Source organism: uncultured Draconibacterium sp. (assembly GCF_913060805.1).
Classification (GTDB): domain Bacteria; phylum Bacteroidota; class Bacteroidia; order Bacteroidales; family Prolixibacteraceae; genus Draconibacterium.
The window spans coordinates 14662-34052 of sequence record NZ_CAJXTC010000020.1 but is presented as its reverse complement, the minus strand read 5'-3'; the positions used below and the strand labels follow the sequence as shown (position 1 = coordinate 34052).

Sequence of the window (19391 nt, the reverse complement as noted above, 5' to 3'; positions counted from 1 at the left end):
TTCCCGGAGTTTTTTTATACGTATTTGTAGCGTTTTATATTTCGTTTTGGCGTTTTCTCAAACTCTTCATCAACCAACTCAATGCGGCTAACATGTTCGTAACGCGGTAACTCTGCATTGGCCTTTTTTTGGTTTTCGGCCATTATTGCCGGCAACTCTTTTTCATCAACATTATCGGTTTTCATTGCTTCAAAATCAGGGTAAACCAGTGCCACCAGTTTGTGATCCCGCTCAACAACCACGCACTCGGCAATGTAATTTTGATTGCAAAGTTTTGCCTCAATTTCTTCGGGATAAATATTTTGCCCCGACGGGCCAAGCAGCATATTTTTCGAGCGGCCACGGATATAAATAAACTTGTTCTCGTCGGTTACACCAAGGTCGCCGGTTTTTAGCCAGCCATCTTCGGTGAGCACCGCTTTTGTCTCCTTATCGTTTTTGTAATAACCCAACATTACATTTTCTCCTTTTACCTGAATTTCGCCAACCACGTTGTACGGATCTTCCGAATCGATGCGAACTTCCATGCGGTCGACAAGCGTTCCGGCCGATGATGGCATTGTTTTATCCCACGCTTCGTAACTAATCAGCGGGCCACATTCGGTCATCCCGTAGCCAATGGTAAACGGAAAATTTATGCGTTTAAAGAATGCTTCAACATCGGCACTCAGCGGTGCTCCGCCAATCACGATTTCGAAGAATCGTCCGCCAAATGTTTCAACCATTGTTGTTCTGATCTTTTTCAGAATGATATTCGAAATGATCGGCACTTTCAGCATAAATTTTACCGATGGTTTTTCGATGGCAGGCAGAATACGTTTTTTGTAGATTTTCTCAATTACCAGCGGAACCGATAAAATGAGGTGTGGTTTTATTTCGCCAAAAGCTTTTGTGATAACTGCCGGCGATGGCATTTTGCTCAAAAAGGTAATGTGGCATCCTTTACTTATCGGGAATAAAAATTCGAAAAGAAGTCCGTAAACGTGTGCCATTGGAAGGAACGAAACAATTTTATTTCCGGCTGTTAATGGCATGTGTTCCTGTGCAAAAATTACGTTCGAAAGCAGGCTTCGTTCGGGTATCATTACACCTTTCGTAAAGCCCGAAGTGCCCGATGTATAAGAGATAATACACATTTCTTCGGACTCCCATTCTTCAAAAACAAAAGCCTCTTTGCTTAACTTATTTTCCTTGTAATACTGAAATCCGTCGTTGAGTTTGTACTGTATATTTTCATCTTTTGCGGCATATAAACTAAAATCTTCGAGTTTAATTATTGCCTGCAGTTTTTCGGAGAATTCGAGATCAACCTTTTCCAAAAGTGCGTTGGCTCCAATAATCAGTTTCGATTCGGAGTGGTTGATAATGTGGTTTGTATCGCTCTTATTAAAATCGGGCAGGATTGGAACAATTACCAGTCCGGCAGAAATGGCCGACAAAAAAGTGGCTGCCCAATGCGATGAGTTTCTGCCCAAAACAGCAATTTTATCGCCGCGTTGCAAGCCGGCAAGTTGATAAAATAGGTGCAGCGATTTTATGGTTCCGGCAATGTCTTTATAGGTGTAATCTCCGCCTTCAAAATCGGAAAAAGCCAGTTCCTCCCAGTTTTCATGAAAAGCAGTAGTAAATAGTTTTGCTAATGTTTGATCACGCATTTCGAGCAGTTTAATATTTAACTTTTAAAAATACCATATTTCGCATTAAAACAAATTGTTTGCGCGTAAATATGGATGCTGTTGGAGGAGAAACCAATAATTAACTGAAATGTTTGGAATTGAGGCATAAAAAAAGCCAACCCTAAAGGAGTGGGTTGGCTTTGTATTCCTTGTTTTGTTTTTTTCTTGATCTAACCATTAGTTTGCTTTCAGGGACAGTGAAGGACAGTTTGTGTTTGTTATAGTTAAAACCGCGGTGCTTTAACTTTAATCAAGCTTGAACAAGGAACCGAATGTGAGGAGATAAATTCTTCTTGTTTCTATTTATTAAGTATGAAAAGAACTATTTCTTAATTGTGATACAATATTAGGCAAATGATGTGAAATAAAATTTGGTAATTTATAAACGGTAGGTTCTGGCGAATAAGCGGTAGGTTTTAGCGAATAAGTGGTTTTTTGGGCATTATTCAACTATTGGAACCAAAAGTGTAATTTTTGCACCCGGATTTGTCTCGCCGGGGGAGAGTTCTTCGTAACTCAGTTGCGTTTTTACCTGGTATTTTTCGCCAATTAGCTGAATCCGTTTTTGCGTAAGGTTCGATGCCATGTTCAGGTGGCTTTTGTTTTTCGAGAATGCTTTTGATTTCTCGAAACCAATGCCGTTGTCTTCAATTACAATGCGGATACTTTTTTCATTTACGTAGTTAAAACGGATGGTAATTTTTCCTTTGTCCGAAAGTTGCGAAACACCGTGCCAAATGGCGTTTTCAACAAAGGGTTGAACAATCATCGACGGAATAAAATAATCGTCTTGTTCCAACTGCTCGTCTATAAGAACGCTAAAATCAAAATGGTTTTCCATTCTGAATTGTTCCAGCTCAATGTAGTTTCTCAAACGTTCCACTTCATCATCCAGCAAGACAGAGTTCGATTTAATCGAATTCATGGTTTGCCTGATCAGTCGCGCAAAACGTGAAAGATAAGCACCGGCTTCTTCCGATTTATTTTGAAGAAGAAATTTCTGAATCGATCCCAGCGAATTGAAAATAAAATGAGGATTCATCATCGATTGTAAAGCCCGGTTTTCGAGGGTAACCAACTGGTTGTCTTTTTCGCGCTCACGAAGTTGTCGGCGGTAGTAGCCTCTAACTATCAGAAATCCCAAAAACAACAGGATGAGTAGTGCCCCGATTTTTGTAATTAAACGTTGAAAGAAAGTAGGAACGACAGTAATCGGAAGTTCGATTACTTCGCTGTAAGGCTCCATATTTTTTCTCGATTTTAGCTTAAACGTGTAGTGGCCAGGTTTTAGGTTAAAATACACCACCTGTTTTTCGGAACCGGTAATCCAATCGTTGTTTACACCTTCGAGCATGTAGGCGTAGTTTGATGCTGATGAGGAGAAATTAAGACTCGAAAATTCAATATTTAAACGGTCTTTACTTTTGTATGCAATTTCTCTTTCGGCCAGATCGATCTCATTCTCGTCGACTGTAACTTTCGAAAAATAAGGTTTTGTAGGTATCAAAACGGCATTAACACATTCGCTTACCGGAATTAATGTTAGGCCGTCGTCGGAAGCAACATACAAAACTTCGTTTTGGCAATACAGGTCGTTAATATTGTTGAAAGCGATGTTCAGGCGGTTAAGCACTGCAGGTTCGCCATGGATTATTGCTGAAGGATTGGTAATGAAATAAACCGTTTGCTGATTAAACAGAAAAAGCGTTTTGTCGTAGTAAATCATATCCTTTATTTTTAGACTGATATGATCTTCAAGATTGTCGATAAGTTGGTAAGTACTATCGTTATGTACTAAAAAGAGTTCCGATTTATCGGCTTCTTCAATCTGTAAAATCTCGCTGCTTGAGTCGATTGTAATGTTCGAAGCGATCCATTTCCCGTTGAATGCGCTGTAAATTGAATCGTCGGAAATACGGCCACCTGAAACCACATGGTTTGTGTTTCCATTTACAATTAAATCGTTTTTGTAATTCAGAAATATATTGCGTATTCGGCCCCAGTCGGTATAGGGAATGCGAAATTGCGGGTAGTTGTCTCTCAACTCGCGAAAGAATAAATTGTCGTTTAAATAAAAACTCACCCTCGATTCGGAAGGATCGACTACCGGTTTCCTCACATGGATATTCGACTTGTTTAAATCATCGTATTTTATGGTGTTGCTTCGCGTATCTATTCTAAGGTTCTTGTAAATGTATAAGGGCGTACTTATGCCGCTTATCAGCAATGTGTTATCGCTTACTTGGGTAATTTCGTCGAGAATGTATTCGCCAACATCGATTTTCTTATCGAAGAGTTTTCCATCTTTAAAAATATATATTGACTCGCCATTGGTCAGCCACAAAAAATCATCGTTCGATGGGGCAATTGCTCTTACTCCCTTTTCTTCAAACTGTTCGGCCTCAATTGTTTGGTATTTTAGTATGCCGTCGTTTATTTTTAAAACACCGTAGGTAGTTGAGCTTGTCCATAAATTGTTTTGAGCATCGAGCACCAGGTTTTGAATTTTATTCATCGCATGATGAAAGATCAGGCTGTCGTTTTTAAAACAATACAGTCCGTTGTCGAATGTCGACACCCACAACAATTCATCCTTAATAAGCATGTCGTTTACTACCTGCGCATCAATGTGTACAAAGTTTCTCGAAACCAGTCGCGAGCCTTGAAACAGATGAATATTTCCATCCATATCGCACACGTAGGTAACTCCTTCGGGCGATGTGGTAACACGGGTAACGTTAAAATCAAGCGGATGAGTTTCTATTATTTCATCAACAGTACGTTTTTCAACTATCCGGTTACTGTCCCAAAAAAGGAGGTTGTCGTTTGTGTTTCGGGTGATATTAAAAATAACAGCCCCGTTTAAACTCGACGGTAAATAATCGATAAAAGTGTTGCCTTTTACAACTGAAACTTCTCCGGTGCCATTAAAGAAGTATATGGTTGAGTCTTTATCCTGATACAGATCGTGATAATAAAAATTGGTTCTTACTTCACTCAGGAAGGGGGCATTTTTCTCATTAAAAACCTTGTTCTTATAAATATAGTTAACCGAACCATCAATATTCAGGCACCAAATCCGGCCCTCCAAATCTTCTTTCATACGAACGACGCGATTGTAGCTCATCCCGTCTTTGGTAGTGTACCGAACGTAGCTTGTCCCGTCGAAACGAACAACGCCGGCAGAAGTACCAAACCACATAAAATCATTCTTATCCTGCAATACACAAAACACCTTGTTGGTGGGCAATCCATCGGCAATTGTATAGTTTGTTATAAACGGATTTTGTCCGCAAACAAGCTGAGTGATGAATAAAATAAGTGCAGGTATTAACAGGAATTTTTTCACTATTCAATTGATTTGGAATATTTTGAAACAGCTTCCTTGAACTCGGTGTATTTTCTGCGCGAAATGGCCAGTTCTGTTTGGTCGTCCATTACGGCGTAGTTGCCTTCGAAACTCGAAAAACCACGGAGGTAATTTAGATTTATCAACGTGGATTTATGAATGCGCACAAAGTAGGAAGGATCGAGAATTTTTTCAATGTCTCCTACCGGTTTACTCGACACTACTTTGTCCAAATCCGATAAATGAATTACGGAATAAGCGCCATCGGCTTCAATATACCTGATCTTGTCTACTTCAATTATTTTAAAACCAAATTTTTCGATTACCGTTATTTTGGGGGCATAAACAAATCCGTCGTTCGCTTGCTCGGTTAGATTGTTCAACGATTCGCCATATGTTTTTTGAATGTCCTGGTTTTGCTTGCGAAGATCGAGGTGCGATGTTGCTTTGATTACTGCTTCTTTCAACTCCTCCGGATCGATGGGTTTTAGCAGGTAATCAATTGCGTTTGTTTTAATGGCTCGCAAGGCATATTCTTCGTAGGCTGTGGTAAAAATAATAGCGTAATCTTCTTTCGGAATACTGGCCAAAAAATCGAATCCATTCTCTCCGGGCATCGAAATATCGAGGAAGATTAATTGCACATCCCACTGATTTAACAAATCGCGTCCCTGGCTGGCCGAACCGGCCGTGTCGCAGATGTTAATATTCGGACAATTGCGCTGAAGTAAGATCTTTAAAGCCTCCTGCACATTCTTTTCGTCGTCGATAATTATGGCGTTGTATTTAGTCATTACTAACAAAGATAGGATTAATTGTAAAAAATATTTTGTTTTTATATAAGCGGTAGGTTCTGGCAAATAAGCGGTAGGTTCTGGCGAATAAACGGTAATTTTTACTCTTTTCGAATCGCCCGGTTTGAGCCCGTTTTCGACGATTTTAGCAGTTAACATGACATTAACACGGGTATAACTACCTGATAATAAAAGACAAAAAGGTCTTTAACAATTAGTTAACGTGATCGAATTAAACTTTATCCATATATTGCTGTCATAGAACTGAAAACAATTAAATAATAGCAAGTTATGAAACGATTAAACAAAATTCTTTTAACAGTTGCTCTTGCACTAAGTGCAGGAGCCGTAATGGCGACAGGAAATCTAAGTGTAAACATTTCGGAAGGCGAAGGTGCTGAAGCACACGTTCGTGTTACCAACGCGGTAGAAAGCCAATTTGAAATGGAAATCCGCAACAGTAGCAACGACCTTATTTATTACAAACAAATTCAGCAACCGCTAACGCTGGTTTTGAATACGTATGATTTTTCGAAATTAAGTAACGGCGAATACACTTTCTCGGTAAAACTTGATAACGAGAAAAATGTAACTACGTTGGCCGTAAAAAACGGCGATGTAAAAGTTATCGACCAAATGAAACAGGTAGATCCTTATTTCGGAATGAACAATGATCAATTGAATATCTCATACCTGAATCATGGTGCTGGTGATGTTACATTATATGTGTACGATGAAAAAAGTAACAGTCTGGTTCACGAAGATGTGTTGGGATCGGAGTTTGCAGTTAACCACGCCATCGATCTTTCGAAACTTGACAATGGCAGCTACGAAGCTGTATTGGTAAGTAAGCATGGTGTTTATGAATATGAAATAACTCTCAATTAATATTTTTCGTAAGTTTAGGTAGTTAAATTAGTTAGTTTTGGTAAAGCGAATCCACGGATTCGCTTTTTTTTGTGCTAAAATATGAGCCAAAGAAATGGTCTCTGTTGTATTTTTTTGCAGAAATGAGCTGCTTTTATCATTGACCAAATCTAATTTCTTAACTGCAAGCCTCTGAATTACTTTTTGTTTGCTCAGGCATCAATCCAATGCTTTCTTCGTCATATTTAGGTTTTAACAACACATTAACATCATTCGGAAAAGGTTGTTATTATTGATGTTTGAATCTGTTTACTTGCCATTTGTTTAAGATATGCCCGAAAAGAATAAACAAAACAAGGTCTTGATTCCTTTCACTTATAGAAAACAAGAAAGAACAGAAAATTAAAAATTAGAATCATGAAAACATTATTTGTAGGACTTTTTGCAATGCTTGTAGCAAGCGTTGCAATGGCAACAGGAAACTTAAGAGTAAACATGGAGGCTGGTGAAGCTGACGCAACAGTGGTGGAGATTTCAACAGGCGAAATGCAACATTTCGAAATTGAATTAACCGATGAATACGGAAACAGTATTTATCAGATGGAAACAGAAATTCCAAGAGCTGAACTGGAGAAACGTTACGACTTTTCGGATCTTGACAATGGAACATACTGGTATTATGTGAGAACAGGTGATGAGGAAATTAGTAAGCAGTTGTCAATTAATTACGGCGAAGTTGAAGTAGAAGATGTACGAAAAACGGTTGATCCTTATTTTCACAGGGAAGGCGACCTAATTAAATTATCGTATTTGAACTTTGAAAATGAAGACATTAAATTGTACGTATACGAGAATCGAACATTATTAGAAGAAGTTGCCTTAGGTAAAGATTTTAAGATACATAAAGCCATCGATTTGTCGGATCTGAATTCCGGTGTTTACGATGTAGTTTTAACCAACAAAATGAATATCTACGAGCATAGTGTAGTAATTGATTAAGGCGCGTTTTAAGAGAAAAGGTTGAAGGCGGATTCCTGCACGGGAGTCCGCCTTTTTTATGCACAATAAAAGCCGGCCCCAAACGGAACCGGCTTCAACTTTCTTATTCATCGTATGACTCAAAGTCATACGATGAATTGTTGTGTTATTTAATAAGTTCTGCTTCTTTCAGTAACTCGCAATAATTTAAAACATCTTGCAAATCCGAAACTTCTTTGTGTTGGGTATCCAGCATCTTTTTAATATCTAAAGCGCTGTTTTTTCCGTTAATCAAAGTACAAAGTTCGGTAGTGGATGCAATGTTTTTGTAAGGATATTTTTCCTGAACATCTTTTGGTAATTGACGCACCGCACCTTCAACACGGAAAGCACCAACCTGTATTTTCTCCGAAGGAACAGGAATAAATTCGCTGGCTTCTTTTTCCAGTTTTGTAAGCTTGTACGACGGAAATTTTACGCCAAGTTTTGAGGCTGTCAGTTCAATTTGATTATCCAGAATTACCGAGTTGGCATCAAAAAGCTGCTTTGTTGATGCAGACAGTGTTTCCAATTGCGATGCCAACATTTTACTATCCGGAGCCAGTTCTGTAACCGATTGAAGTGTTGCTAGCTCGCTATTGGAAGTTGTTTCCAGATAAGCTTTAACTTTTTTGCAGGTGGTTTCAAACGACTCCGCATCGGCATATCTTAATTCATCTAAAGCACGACCCAGTTCAATACCCATTCTTTTCGATCCGTAAGTAAATGAAGTTTCTGCAATCGACCCGGCCATTTCTTCGTCGGCAGAGGCGATGTTATAAGCGCCTGCTGCAGCAATAACCGCAGCGCGTCTCATTTGTGTAGCATCAAGTTTATCCGGAGTATCCTGCGAGGTGTGGTAGTACATATCGGGCCAGGTAATCAGCATAACTCCCGGCACATGTGTGGTCCAGTTATTAAATACTTCGTGGTCGGATGAACCGTAATGTTGCTCGATCTGGTAATAAAAGGCATCATCGGTTCCACTCGGCGCGATAATCTGGTTCGCAATTCTTTTGTTTCTCCGGTTGGCAAGAATTTCGCGGTTTGCTTCGCCCATGTACACAAAGTAATTTTCCATCACATCATTAATATAGTGCGGATTCCCAAATGTGGTGCGCATCATACTAAAAAACGAATTGTTGCTTTTCAGGTGCAGTCCAACCATGTCGAGGTTAATGTTACAAAGCGTTTGTTCCATAATATCGGCATGGGCGCTCACCCATGGAATTGTTCCCGAGAATTCAGGCACCCAGATAAAACGAATACTTCTTTTGGGTTGTGGAACGCGGCCGTCAGCAACCAACTGGTTGATAATACGCGCCACTTCGAGAATGGCAGCACCACCCGAAACGTTGTCGTTGGCTCCCTGTTTGGTATATCCTTCGAAAATATGTGCGGAAAGAATAACTTCGCCGGCATCTGGATCGCTGCCCGGAATAACACAGGTTGGCACCTGTAAATCGTAAGGCAACATTTGCGACTCGACAACGGCATGCACTTTAATTTTTTCGCCACGAATCAGGCGGTCGCGTAATTTGTAACCTTCACGTGGTGTGAGGTAAAAACCAAAAGTGGCGTTTTCGCCTCTGATTCCACTGGCGGGAATGGCAAGCGGAGCAGTAAGTTCGCGGCTCGAGCCAAAGGCAACAACACCAAGTGCACCTTTTTCAATAGCTGTGTTGTGAACTCTGCTCACCATTCCGGATGTTACTACAATTTTGTCTTTTACATCCAATCCTTCAAAGTCGTTTTCCAGGCCTTCTTCCACCCAAATTAATTCGGCAGTTACATCGGTTGGTTTGCTTCCTTCCGCTAGCGAAAGGGCAATATCTTTATAATCGGCCAGTTTTATTCTGCCCGGCTCAACTTCCCATAATTCTCCTTTTATTCCGTCCCAGGTTTCGCCGCCGTCGAAACGTTCTATTTTGGCACCGGCTATTCCGTATTCATTTAGTTTGTCTAGTACGTATTTGCCTTCACGGAAGTAGGCTGAACCATATTCACTTACAGGTCGGTTACGCTGATAACCCACCATTTCAATTACATGGTTTATTGCGGTTTCGCCTGATGATTCTCCTATAATTTCATCCATCACTTCAGGAGGCAGCAAAGTGTATTGGTAAAACGGTGTGTATTGTGCAACTGCACTGGTAACACTGAATAGAAATAGTAAAATAAAAGAGAGATTTTTCTTCATGTTGATGATTTTAGTTTTTGACTTAATTGTGTTGGTAAAAGTAGCATAATTTCATTTTTGTGAGCTGATTGATGTCATATTTGCAATACAATGTTTTCCCTTGTAATAAAACGTTTGCTATTATTTGCATTTTGCAACATTTTGTGTACTGTTGCTATAATCGAATCCGTACGGGATTCTTTTTTTGGATTGCGGTTGTTGTTACTATAATCAAACTCGTAACAAGTTTTAAATTATTTGAACGAATTAGAATACGCAGAAAAAGAACGCAGTAAGCGTTCGATTTTAATAGCAACATTGTAAGATGTTGCAAATACAACCCGGTACGGGTTGGATATTTTATCTACAGTTTTGTACCTTTAAAAGAAAAATGTCACCAGGCACCTACACCCAAATCTATCTACAATTTGTTTTTGCAGTCAAATTTCGCGAGGCTTTAATTCAACCCAATCATCAGAAAGAAGTCTTCCCGTTTATTGCAGGCTTGATTGATTCGATGGGACACAAAAGTTACGCTGTTAATGGAATGCCCGACCATGTTCATGTTTTTATGAGCTTTAATCCGAAACATTCACCATCGGAAACGATTAAAGAGATAAAACGTGCATCGTCGAATTTTATAAACGAAAAGAATTGGTTTCCGGGCAAGTTTCAATGGCAGGCGGGTTATGGTTGTTTTTCGTACAGCAAATCGCAGATTGACAGGGTCGTGAATTATATTCTGAATCAGAAGGAACATCACCGGAAGAAATCATTTCGGGAGGAATATCTTGATTTCCTGGAGAAATTTGAGGTGGATTTTGATACCAGTTACCTGTTTGAATTTTTTGATTAGCCGGTGGTTTATCAAACCCGTACCGGGTTTTGGTTTTCCTATTCACATATTTGGTATTGTTACTATAATCGAATCCGTACCGGATTCTTTTTTTTGATTGATATTCTTGCTACTAAAATCAAACTCGTACCGAGTTTAATCATTTGGTTTAAATTAACGAAAGAAAAGAACGCAGAATGCGTTCGATTATAATAGCAACATTGTAAAATGTTGCAAACACAACCCGGTGCGGGTTGGATATTTCAGGCAAAATAAAAGCCGGTCCCAAACGGAACCGGCTTTATATCTTAACGGGTTGGGAGGTTTGTAACCTCCTGTGCTCGCGGTTGAAAACCGCGAATCCCTTAGTCTTCTTTATAAGCTTCGATCAAAATCTCAAGGATTTTTTTACCTGCACCTGCAACGCTGGTACCAGGGCCAAAAATTGCAACTGCACCTGCATCGTACAAGTATTGGTAATCCTGGTGAGGAATTACACCACCGCAAATAACCATGATGTCTTCTCTACCCAGTTTTTTCAGCTCCTCGATAATCGCAGGAACCAGTGTTTTATGACCTGCTGCCAGTGAAGAAACACCTACAACATGCACGTCGTTTTCAACGGCTTGTTTAGCGCTTTCTTCCGGAGTCTGGAATAATGGTCCCATATCAACGTCGAAACCAAGGTCGGCATAACCGGTAGCAACAACTTTTGCACCACGGTCGTGACCATCCTGACCCATTTTAGCGATCATAATACGTGGCTGGCGACCTTCCATTTCTGCAAATTTCTTAGCCAGCTCCTGAGCTTCCTGGAACTCAGACTTGTCTTGTGCTTCTGCTTTATACACGCCTTCAATAGTTCTGATTACTGCTTTGTAACGTCCTGCAATTTTCTCGCAAGCATCTGAAATTTCACCTAACGAAGCACGTTTTTTAGCGGCTTCAACCGACAAGGCCAATAAGTTGCCTTCGCCTGTTTCGGCAGCTTTTGTAATTGCTGCCAACGCTTTTTGTACGTCTTCTTCGTTACGCTCAGCACGCAGTTTTTCCAAACGCTCGATTTGCGATTTACGAACTGCAGTGTTATCGATATCCAGAATGTCGATCGGATCTTCTTTCTCTAAACGGTATTTGTTGATACCTACAATTGTTTGCGATCCACCATCGATACGTCCTTGTGCACGTGCTGCAGCTTCTTCAATACGCATTTTTGGTACACCGGTTTCAATCGCTTTGGCCATACCTCCAAGTTTCTCAACTTCTTCGATATGTGCCCATGCTTTTTGTGCCAGCTCGTGTGTTAACGCCTCAACGTAGTACGAACCTGCCCATGGATCGGCTGAACGACAAATTTCAGTTTCCTGTTGGATGTACAACTGAGTGTTACGTGCAATACGTGCCGAGAAGTCGGTTGGCAATGCAATCGCTTCATCAAGCGCGTTAGTGTGCAAACTTTGAGTTCCACCCAATGTTGAAGCCATTGCTTCAATAGCAGTACGGCCAACGTTGTTAAACGGATCCTGCTCAGTTAACGACCAACCTGAAGTTTGCGAGTGTGTACGCAATGCCATCGATTTTGGGTTTTTCGGGTTAAATTGTTTAACCAGTTTTGCCCAAATCATACGTGCAGCACGCATTTTTGCAATCTCCATAAAGTGGTTCATACCAATTGCCCAGAAGAACGACAAACGTGGCGCAAAAGCATCGATATCTAAACCGGCTTTAACACCTGTACGTAAGTAATCCAAACCGTCGGCAAGTGTGTATGCCATTTCAATGTCGGCAGTTGCACCGGCTTCCTGCATATGGTAACCCGAAATTGAGATCGAGTTAAACTTCGGCATATTTTGAGAAGTGAATTCAAAAATGTCGGCAATAATTTTCATCGAGAACTCAGGTGGGTAAATGTATGTGTTACGCACCATAAATTCTTTCAGAATATCGTTCTGAATTGTTCCTGAAAGTTGCTCCAAAGTAGCGCCTTGTTCCAATCCTGTAACAATATAGAATGCCAATACAGGAAGAACCGCGCCGTTCATGGTCATCGATACCGACATCTTATCCAAAGGAATCTGATCGAAAAGGATCTTCATATCCAGGATTGAGTCGATAGCAACACCTGCTTTACCAACGTCTCCAACCACACGTTCGTGATCTGAGTCGTATCCGCGGTGTGTTGCCAGGTCGAATGCCACTGACAAACCTTTCTGACCGGCCGCAAGGTTACGACGGTAGAATGCGTTTGATTCTTCGGCAGTTGAGAAACCAGCGTACTGACGGATGGTCCAGGGACGCATAGCGTACATTGCCGAGTAAGGTCCGCGAAGGTAAGGTGCCAAACCTGCTGCATAGTTCAGGTGCTCCATTCCTTCAAGGTCTTCTTTGGTGTAAACCGGTTTAACAGGAATCTGCTCCGGTGTTACCCAGTCTTTTTTGATGTTATTTTTTGCAGTCCAGTCAGCCAGGTCTTTCTGTGCCGCCGCTGCTTTGATATTTATATCTTTAAAATTCGGTTTCATTTTAACTTGATTTTAGATACTGGATTCTTGATTCTGGATCCTTGATTCTGAATATCCAGAATCGAGGATCTAACATCCAGGATCTTGATTTAGATACCTAGCTTTGTTTGATACGCTTTAAGTTCCTCAAGAATGTTGCTTTTTACATGAACGAAGTTGGTAATTCCTTTTGCTTTCAACTCGTCTGCACAGGCAGGAGCTCCGGCAACAACCAAAATTTCTTCATCCAATTGCTCTGCTACTGCAGGAACAATTTCAGCATACTCATCATCCGAACTACAAACTACAACAATGTCGGCGCCTGCTGCTTTTGCTGCGGCAACACCTTCTTCAACTGTTGCGAATCCGTTATTATCCTGCACATCGAAACCGGCAACTGCAAAGAAATTACAGCTGAACTGTGCACGTGCCTTACGGAAAGTAAGGTTACCAATGGTAAGCATAAATGCCAGCGGGCGTTTGTTCTCACGAGCGTACATATCGGTTGTGTAACGCAATGTCTCAAATGGTTGAGCACCGCGGTAAGGTTTCAGTGTTTCCACTTCAGCACCTTCTTCAGTCAGGTCAACTGCTTCGAACAACGAACCGTCGAAATCAGCTTTCATGTTTTCAGTGAAGTTAGGGAACTGGTTGGTTCCTAATAGGTTTTCGCGACGCTGAGCGATTTTTTTATCACGATCAGCAGCCATTGCTTTAACCTCTGCCTGAACAAATCCTTCTTTGAAAGCAGCAATGAAACCACCTTTTTCCTGAACAGCAAGGAAAAGTTCCCAAGCTTGATCGGCCAACGCTTCAGTAAGTGTTTCAATGTAGTACGAACCTGCTGAAGGATCGGCAATCTTATCAAAATGCGATTCTTCTTTTAACAGGATCTGCTGGTTACGAGCGATACGCTCCGAGAACGGAGTAGTTTCTTCGTAAATAGCGTTAAAAGGAAGTACAGTAACCGAGTGTGCACCACCTAAAGTGGCTGACATAGCTTCGGTTTGAGTACGCAGCATGTTTACATACGGATCGTAAACCGTTTTGTTGAAACGGTTGGTTTCGCTGTGAACGATCATTTTTGCCGAACACTTGCACTCCGGTCCGTAAGCTTCAACAATTTTCGACCATAAAAGTCGGCCGGCACGCAACTTGGCTATTTCCATGAAATAGTTGTTGCTGATACCCATGTTGAATTTAATCGCTTTAGCTGCATCGTCAACACTAACACCGGCTTCGGTTAATTGTGTTAAGTACTCAGCTCCTTGTGCCAGCGCGAACGCCAACTCCTGAGCGATAGATGATCCGCTGTTTGCGAAGAATTTTCCGTGAACGCCAATTACGCGGAAATTCTTAACGGCTTTTGCCGCCTCAACAGCCGGAACCAGTTTTGCTACTGCATCTTCTTCAATTTTACCTTTTAACACGAAAGTACCAATAGGATCGAGCGATGCCGAAGCGATCACTTTATCGTTATCCCACTTGCCTTCTGTTACGTAAGCTGCAAAAGCTTCTGCGCAGTTGTTGTTATCGCAAGGGCAAACCAGGTTAATTTCGGCTGCTTCCAGACAAATGTCTTTTAACAACACACCCAGGCTTTCCTTGGTAACCGAACCACACTCGCTGAAAAGGAATCCCAAAGAGGTGATACCTTTTCCAAGCACTTCTAAAGCTTTTTTGTTAGCTTCTTCAAAATCGGTAACAAAGATGTTTTGACGAATGAACCAATCGTTGTTGGTTTTATTGTTTCCCCGCACATATGGAAATTCTCCCGGTAAGCTTTCCAGGTAGTCTTTTCCTGCAAGGTTTTCCTGACGGTAATACGGGCGTACTTTGAATCCCTCGTAAGTTTTCCAAACGAGAGAGCGCTCGTAGTCTTTGCCTTTTAAATCGGCATTAATTTTTGCTTCCCACTCTTCCGTTGTGATGGGTGCAAAATCGGTGAACAGTTTTTGCTCTTTATCTGCCATGTTGAAAATTGTTATTGAAAATCGAGTGGCAAAATTAGGGGTTTTAAATGTACGCACCTCAGAATCACTATGCTTTTTGACTAATGTTAACAAAAATCATATTAATCATGGGCTCAAATTAATGTTGAGGTAAGACTGGGAGAAATTGGGATAAAAAGGTCTTGTTTTTGCCGGGCTTAAATTGTTCAAAAAGCCTGATTTTTGGCACTTTTTTCAAAGGAATACCTGATTCCCCACAAATGTCGCAGATTAAGATTTTCGTATTCGAAATAGTATTCCGGCGCAAGTTCAATTACAAGCGAAAGTTGTTTAAACGATTGTATCGGGAAAATTTCCAAGGAAAGAGGGGCGGAAATAAAGGCATCTTCTCCTGATTCGGGAATTAGTCCAAATCCTAAGCCAACAGAAAACTGATGGTAGGGTTGTGGCACAAATTTATAGCTTCCGCTGAGTTCGATGCTGGTGTTCTCAAGCTGACCTTGATTGGTAAATACTTTTATTTCTCCGGCAAACAGATCGTTAAAAGGCGCGGAAACTCCAAGGGCGTAAATTGAGTAGCTGGTAACTTTTAGCTGGCTAAAACATGACAACGAAAAAAGAATAAAGGCTAATGTGATAAAGGTTTTAACGGATTTCATAGTAAATATTTTAAGTTGAATGATATGTCTGGGATGTACCAGAGGTTTATTATTATGTTCCGTAAAGGTATGATTTGTAACTAAAAAAGCCAGAAAAACTTTATCGTAATTGAGTTTGTAGTGTCTATCAAAAAGATAGGTTTTCATTCTTAATCTTGTTCATTTTCGAACAAGTAAAATAGCATTTACCCCAGAATATTAATTGAGCTTTCTCCCTTTATATTTTCGTGAATTTGAAAATTAACAAAAATTAACAAAACTATTTAAGTGTCAGAAAATGAGGGGTTATGCGCGTATTAAAAACCAAAGTGTTTAATGAGTAAGAAAAAAAGATAAACAAAAAAGTGTTTAAGATTGTCTTATTGGTAGTTAAACAAAATGAAAACAAGAAAACAATTTCAGAGAACAAAAACAGAAACATTTTTTAATCCATTTTAAACTAGAATTATGAAAACGATTGAATTTTTTAAGAAGACAAAAATCCGGTTTAGTTTACTACCGGTTTTATTATTGGTTTTGGCTATAGGTTTTACTTCGTGCGATGACGACGATGATGATCCGATGCCGGATCCTGAGATGGAACAAACTATTGTAGACGTGGCTGCCGAGGCAGGTTCGTTTAACGTGTTAATTCAGGCAGCGCAAAAAGCCGGTCTGGCTGATTTTTTAAGTACCGAGCAAAACATTACCGTTTTTGCACCAACCGATGATGCTTTTGCAGCTTTATTGACCGACCTGGGTGCAAGTAGTCTTGATGATTTGGATGCAGCTACATTAGCAGCAGTTTTAAAGTATCATGTTGTTGGCGATTTGGCATATTCGAACAACCTTATGTCGGGAGCAGTGGCAACTTTAAATACCGACTCACCGGACGAAACTCCACTTTCATTATTGGTAAATGTTGATGGCGGAGTAATGATTAACGATGCCAATGTAACCGCAGCCGATGTAATGGCCTCGAACGGGGTAATCCATGTAATCGACAAAGTGCTATTGCCACCAACCGTAGTTGATCTGGCTACCTATTCAGATAATTTCTCATCGTTGGTAAGCGCCGTTGTGAAAGCCGATTTGGCAGGAGCATTAAGTGCCGACGGGCCTTTTACCGTGTTTGCACCAACAAACGATGCTTTTGCAGCACTTTTTGCAGCACTCGAGATTTCTGGTTTGGATGATGTTTCGGTAGAAGATCTGACATCAATATTAACTTATCATGTAGTTGGCGACAATGTATTGTCAACCGAACTTTCGACCGGATCTGTTGCTGCAATTTCGGGAGATGAATTTGAAGTTGCCATTGACGGAGATGTGACGCTTAACGGAACAATTAAAGTGGTTGCTACCGATATACAGGGAACAAATGGTGTAATTCATGTAATTGATGCTGTTTTGGTTCCTGAAACGCAAATGTCGAATACCATAGCTGATATTGCTGTGGCAAATTCGGAGTTTTCGATTCTGGTTGAAGCGCTTATGAAAGCTGACTTGGTTGGCGCTGTTGCGGATAGTGAGGCAGAGTTGACTGTTTTTGCACCAACCAACGATGCTTTTACGGCGCTTCTAGCAGACTTGGGAGCTACTTCGCTCGACGATATTCCGGTAGAAACTTTAACCGATATCTTATTGTACCATGTGATTGGTAGCAAAGCCATGTCAACCGATTTAGCAAGTGGTTATTTCCCTACTTTGTCAACATTCAGCGACAACAACCTGTCGATGTACATTGAAGTTGGCGAGGGTGTAACGATCAACGGAAGCACAATGGTAACTGCTGCCGATATTGAAGCCGATAATGGAGTGATTCATGTGGTAGATAAAGTTATTCTTCCGCCGTCGGTAGTTGATATTGCCATTGCAAACGAAAATTTCAGCACGCTGGTAAGTGCAGTTGTAAAAGCCGGTTTGGTTGATGCGTTGAGCGCTGAAGGACCGTTTACCGTGTTTGCTCCAACAAATGCTGCTTTCGATGCATTGTTTGCTGACCTGGGAGTTTCAGGAATTGATGACCTAACTGCTGAGCAGTTGACTCCAATTCTATTGTACCACGTGGTTTCAGGAAATGTATTGTCGACCAGTTTAATGGATGGCGAAGTACCAACCTTAAACGAAGGAAATAACATTACTGTCGATCTTTCATCGGGAGTGATGATAAACGAAAGTAATGTAGTAGCCGCCGATGTTCAGGGAGCAAACGGTGTGGTGCATGTAATCGATAAAGTATTGATCCCATAATTTGATGCAATATATTTTAGTCAGGACTTCACTTCGAGTGAAATCCTGACTTCTCAAAAAAGAATTAGTAAACATATAAATACTAGAACCATGAAAACAGTAAAACAAATTTTTTCGATCGCCCTTGTGGCAGTAATGACTTTTGGTCTGACTTTAAATTCAACAGCAAAAGGAAGCGACGACACTTCATCGTCGACAGTAGTAGAGATTGCGGTTTCAAATCCTGATTTTTCAATCCTGGTTGAAGCCGTAACAAAAGCCGATTTGGCAGGTGCTTTAAGTGCTGACGGTCCGTTTACCGTTTTTGCACCAACAAACGACGCGTTCAAATCATTGTTTGCCACTTTGGGAGTGAAAGGTGTTGAGGATCTGACAGCCGAACAGCTTACGCCGATTTTAACTTACCACGTAGTTTCGGGAAATGTTATGTCGAGCGATCTGTCGAACACTTCGGTAAAAACACTGAATGGAGAGAAGATTCAAATCGACTTGTCAGACGGAGTAAAAATTAACGATAGCAATGTAATTGCAGCCGACATTAAAGGGAAAAACGGAGTAATACATGTAATTGATAAAGTGCTTATTCCTGAATAGAAATCAGGCGAACAGATTTTGAGTGCAAAAATACGCTATGACACTTAAGTAAAGATTTCCATGACTTTGAACCGGCTTCGAAAGGAGCCGGTTTTTTCGTTAAAGATTGTAAAAATGAAATGAAGCTGCCCAAATCCTTTTAATTATTCCTGCTAATTTTTATAAATTGCGTTTCTTGAAAAGGAGGATATTTTGAATGGAAGAGCTAAGATGGAGTAAGCAAATATTTGGGTCGAAGCTGGAGATCATGCAGGGCGATGAGAAGGTTGGTAATATTGATTGGGAAAGCATGGTGGGTTCAAAAGCGCAGGCTATAATTAATGGCCGCTATTTTACGCTTAATCGTGAGTTTTTCCTTTCGAAACTCGAAATATACGACGGCAACAGTAAATCGTTGCTGGCCATGGTAATGGTAAATGTGTTTAATCCGCGCAGCGATGTGTTGATAAATGGCAAACGTTTTGAGCTGGAAATAAAAAACTTTTGGCAATCGCGCTGGAGCTGGAAATACAACGGCGCTGAGATCGTAACGTTTGCCTCGCACGAATTCTTTTCAAAAGACAAAGGAACAATAGAACTGGCAACACCCATGAACGAAGAGGTGGAGATTCTTATTCTCCTGGGATTGTTTGTCCGCAACCAGTTCATTCTTTTTGTGCTGCTGATTTTGGTGGTGTTGTTCTTTGTGATTGTCTGATTTCAAAACAACTGATTTTTAATTTTAAACTCCCTTAAT

At 40.6% G+C, this 19391-nt stretch carries 13 protein-coding genes; 6 read left to right on the top strand and 7 right to left on the bottom strand.

Translation table 11 applies throughout. The annotated features are described in order from the left end of the window. Positions 1 to 14: 14 nt before the first annotated feature. The 3 genes from QZ576_RS13310 to QZ576_RS13300 all read right to left on the bottom strand — a co-directional run bounded on the left by QZ576_RS13310 (position 15) and on the right by QZ576_RS13300 (position 5819). Positions 15 to 1655: an AMP-binding protein gene (locus QZ576_RS13310; RefSeq protein WP_297097964.1), complete on the bottom strand. Its 1641-nt coding sequence runs from the start codon at positions 1653 to 1655 to the stop codon at positions 15 to 17. 463 nt (positions 1656 to 2118) lie between these two features. After that, a complete protein-coding gene (locus QZ576_RS13305; RefSeq protein WP_297097962.1) occupies positions 2119 to 5025 on the bottom strand; it encodes a sensor histidine kinase in 2907 nt (968 codons plus the stop codon). Then, a complete protein-coding gene (locus QZ576_RS13300; protein ID WP_297097960.1) occupies positions 5025 to 5819 on the bottom strand; it encodes a LytTR family DNA-binding domain-containing protein in 795 nt (264 codons plus the stop codon). Before QZ576_RS13300 ends, QZ576_RS13305 begins: the two co-directional genes overlap by 1 nt. Before the next feature lie 291 nt (positions 5820 to 6110). Here QZ576_RS13300 and QZ576_RS13295 point away from each other — a divergent pair, with 291 nt between their 5' ends. After that, positions 6111 to 6707, top strand: coding sequence for a hypothetical protein (locus QZ576_RS13295; RefSeq protein WP_297097959.1), 597 nt, complete (start codon positions 6111 to 6113; stop codon positions 6705 to 6707). Positions 6708 to 7103: 396 nt separating this feature from the next. Beyond that, positions 7104 to 7685: a hypothetical protein gene (locus tag QZ576_RS13290; protein ID WP_297097957.1), complete on the top strand. Its 582-nt coding sequence runs from the start codon at positions 7104 to 7106 to the stop codon at positions 7683 to 7685. Between the two features lie 145 nt (positions 7686 to 7830). Here the strand turns inward: QZ576_RS13290 and QZ576_RS13285 are convergent, their stop codons facing one another. Then, positions 7831 to 9903, bottom strand: coding sequence for a M28 family peptidase (locus QZ576_RS13285; RefSeq protein ID WP_297097955.1), 2073 nt, complete (start codon positions 9901 to 9903; stop codon positions 7831 to 7833). 370 nt (positions 9904 to 10273) lie between these two features. Between QZ576_RS13285 and tnpA the strand changes: the two genes are divergently transcribed. After that, positions 10274 to 10738 carry an IS200/IS605 family transposase gene (tnpA, locus tag QZ576_RS13280; protein WP_297097952.1) on the top strand — a complete coding sequence of 155 codons (465 nt, stop codon included), beginning with the start codon at positions 10274 to 10276 and terminating at the stop codon, positions 10736 to 10738. A gap of 344 nt (positions 10739 to 11082) precedes the next feature. Here the strand turns inward: tnpA and scpA are convergent, their stop codons facing one another. The 3 genes from scpA to QZ576_RS13265 form a co-directional block, all read right to left on the bottom strand. Beyond that, a complete protein-coding gene (gene scpA, locus QZ576_RS13275; protein ID WP_297097950.1) occupies positions 11083 to 13239 on the bottom strand; it encodes a methylmalonyl-CoA mutase in 2157 nt (718 codons plus the stop codon). 89 nt (positions 13240 to 13328) lie between these two features. Next, positions 13329 to 15191: a methylmalonyl-CoA mutase family protein gene (locus QZ576_RS13270; protein WP_297097948.1), complete on the bottom strand. Its 1863-nt coding sequence runs from the start codon at positions 15189 to 15191 to the stop codon at positions 13329 to 13331. A 185-nt stretch (positions 15192 to 15376) separates the two neighbouring features. After that, positions 15377 to 15829: a hypothetical protein gene (locus QZ576_RS13265; RefSeq protein ID WP_297097947.1), complete on the bottom strand. Its 453-nt coding sequence runs from the start codon at positions 15827 to 15829 to the stop codon at positions 15377 to 15379. A 447-nt stretch (positions 15830 to 16276) separates the two neighbouring features. Between QZ576_RS13265 and QZ576_RS13260 the strand changes: the two genes are divergently transcribed. The 3 genes from QZ576_RS13260 (at position 16277) to QZ576_RS13250 (ending at position 19352) form a co-directional block, all read left to right on the top strand. After that, entirely contained in the window at positions 16277 to 18061 is a 1785-nt protein-coding gene (locus QZ576_RS13260) for a fasciclin domain-containing protein (RefSeq protein WP_297097945.1), read from the top strand. Between the two features lie 90 nt (positions 18062 to 18151). Further along, a complete protein-coding gene (locus tag QZ576_RS13255) occupies positions 18152 to 18655 on the top strand; it encodes a fasciclin domain-containing protein (RefSeq protein WP_297097943.1) in 504 nt (167 codons plus the stop codon). 196 nt (positions 18656 to 18851) lie between these two features. Next, positions 18852 to 19352, top strand: coding sequence for a hypothetical protein (locus tag QZ576_RS13250; protein ID WP_297097941.1), 501 nt, complete (start codon positions 18852 to 18854; stop codon positions 19350 to 19352). Positions 19353 to 19391 lie beyond the last annotated feature (39 nt).

Bases quoted from the DNA above. Each gene is read 5' to 3' on its own strand.
- QZ576_RS13265 (WP_297097947.1), bottom strand. From the start codon at position 15,829: ATGAAATCCGTTAAAACCTTTATCACATTAGCCTTTATTCTTTTTTCG.
- QZ576_RS13310 (WP_297097964.1), bottom strand. From the start codon at position 1,655: ATGCGTGATCAAACATTAGCAAAACTATTTACTACTGCTTTTCATGAA.
- QZ576_RS13270 (WP_297097948.1), bottom strand. From the start codon at position 15,191: ATGGCAGATAAAGAGCAAAAACTGTTCACCGATTTTGCACCCATCACA.
- QZ576_RS13250 (WP_297097941.1), top strand. From the start codon at position 18,852: ATGGAAGAGCTAAGATGGAGTAAGCAAATATTTGGGTCGAAGCTGGAG.
- scpA (WP_297097950.1), bottom strand. From the start codon at position 13,239: ATGAAACCGAATTTTAAAGATATAAATATCAAAGCAGCGGCGGCACAG.
- QZ576_RS13255 (WP_297097943.1), top strand. From the start codon at position 18,152: ATGAAAACAGTAAAACAAATTTTTTCGATCGCCCTTGTGGCAGTAATG.
- QZ576_RS13290 (WP_297097957.1), top strand. From the start codon at position 7,104: ATGAAAACATTATTTGTAGGACTTTTTGCAATGCTTGTAGCAAGCGTT.
- tnpA (WP_297097952.1), top strand. From the start codon at position 10,274: ATGTCACCAGGCACCTACACCCAAATCTATCTACAATTTGTTTTTGCA.
- QZ576_RS13285 (WP_297097955.1), bottom strand. From the start codon at position 9,903: ATGAAGAAAAATCTCTCTTTTATTTTACTATTTCTATTCAGTGTTACC.
- QZ576_RS13300 (WP_297097960.1), bottom strand. From the start codon at position 5,819: ATGACTAAATACAACGCCATAATTATCGACGACGAAAAGAATGTGCAG.
- QZ576_RS13295 (WP_297097959.1), top strand. From the start codon at position 6,111: ATGAAACGATTAAACAAAATTCTTTTAACAGTTGCTCTTGCACTAAGT.
- QZ576_RS13260 (WP_297097945.1), top strand. From the start codon at position 16,277: ATGAAAACGATTGAATTTTTTAAGAAGACAAAAATCCGGTTTAGTTTA.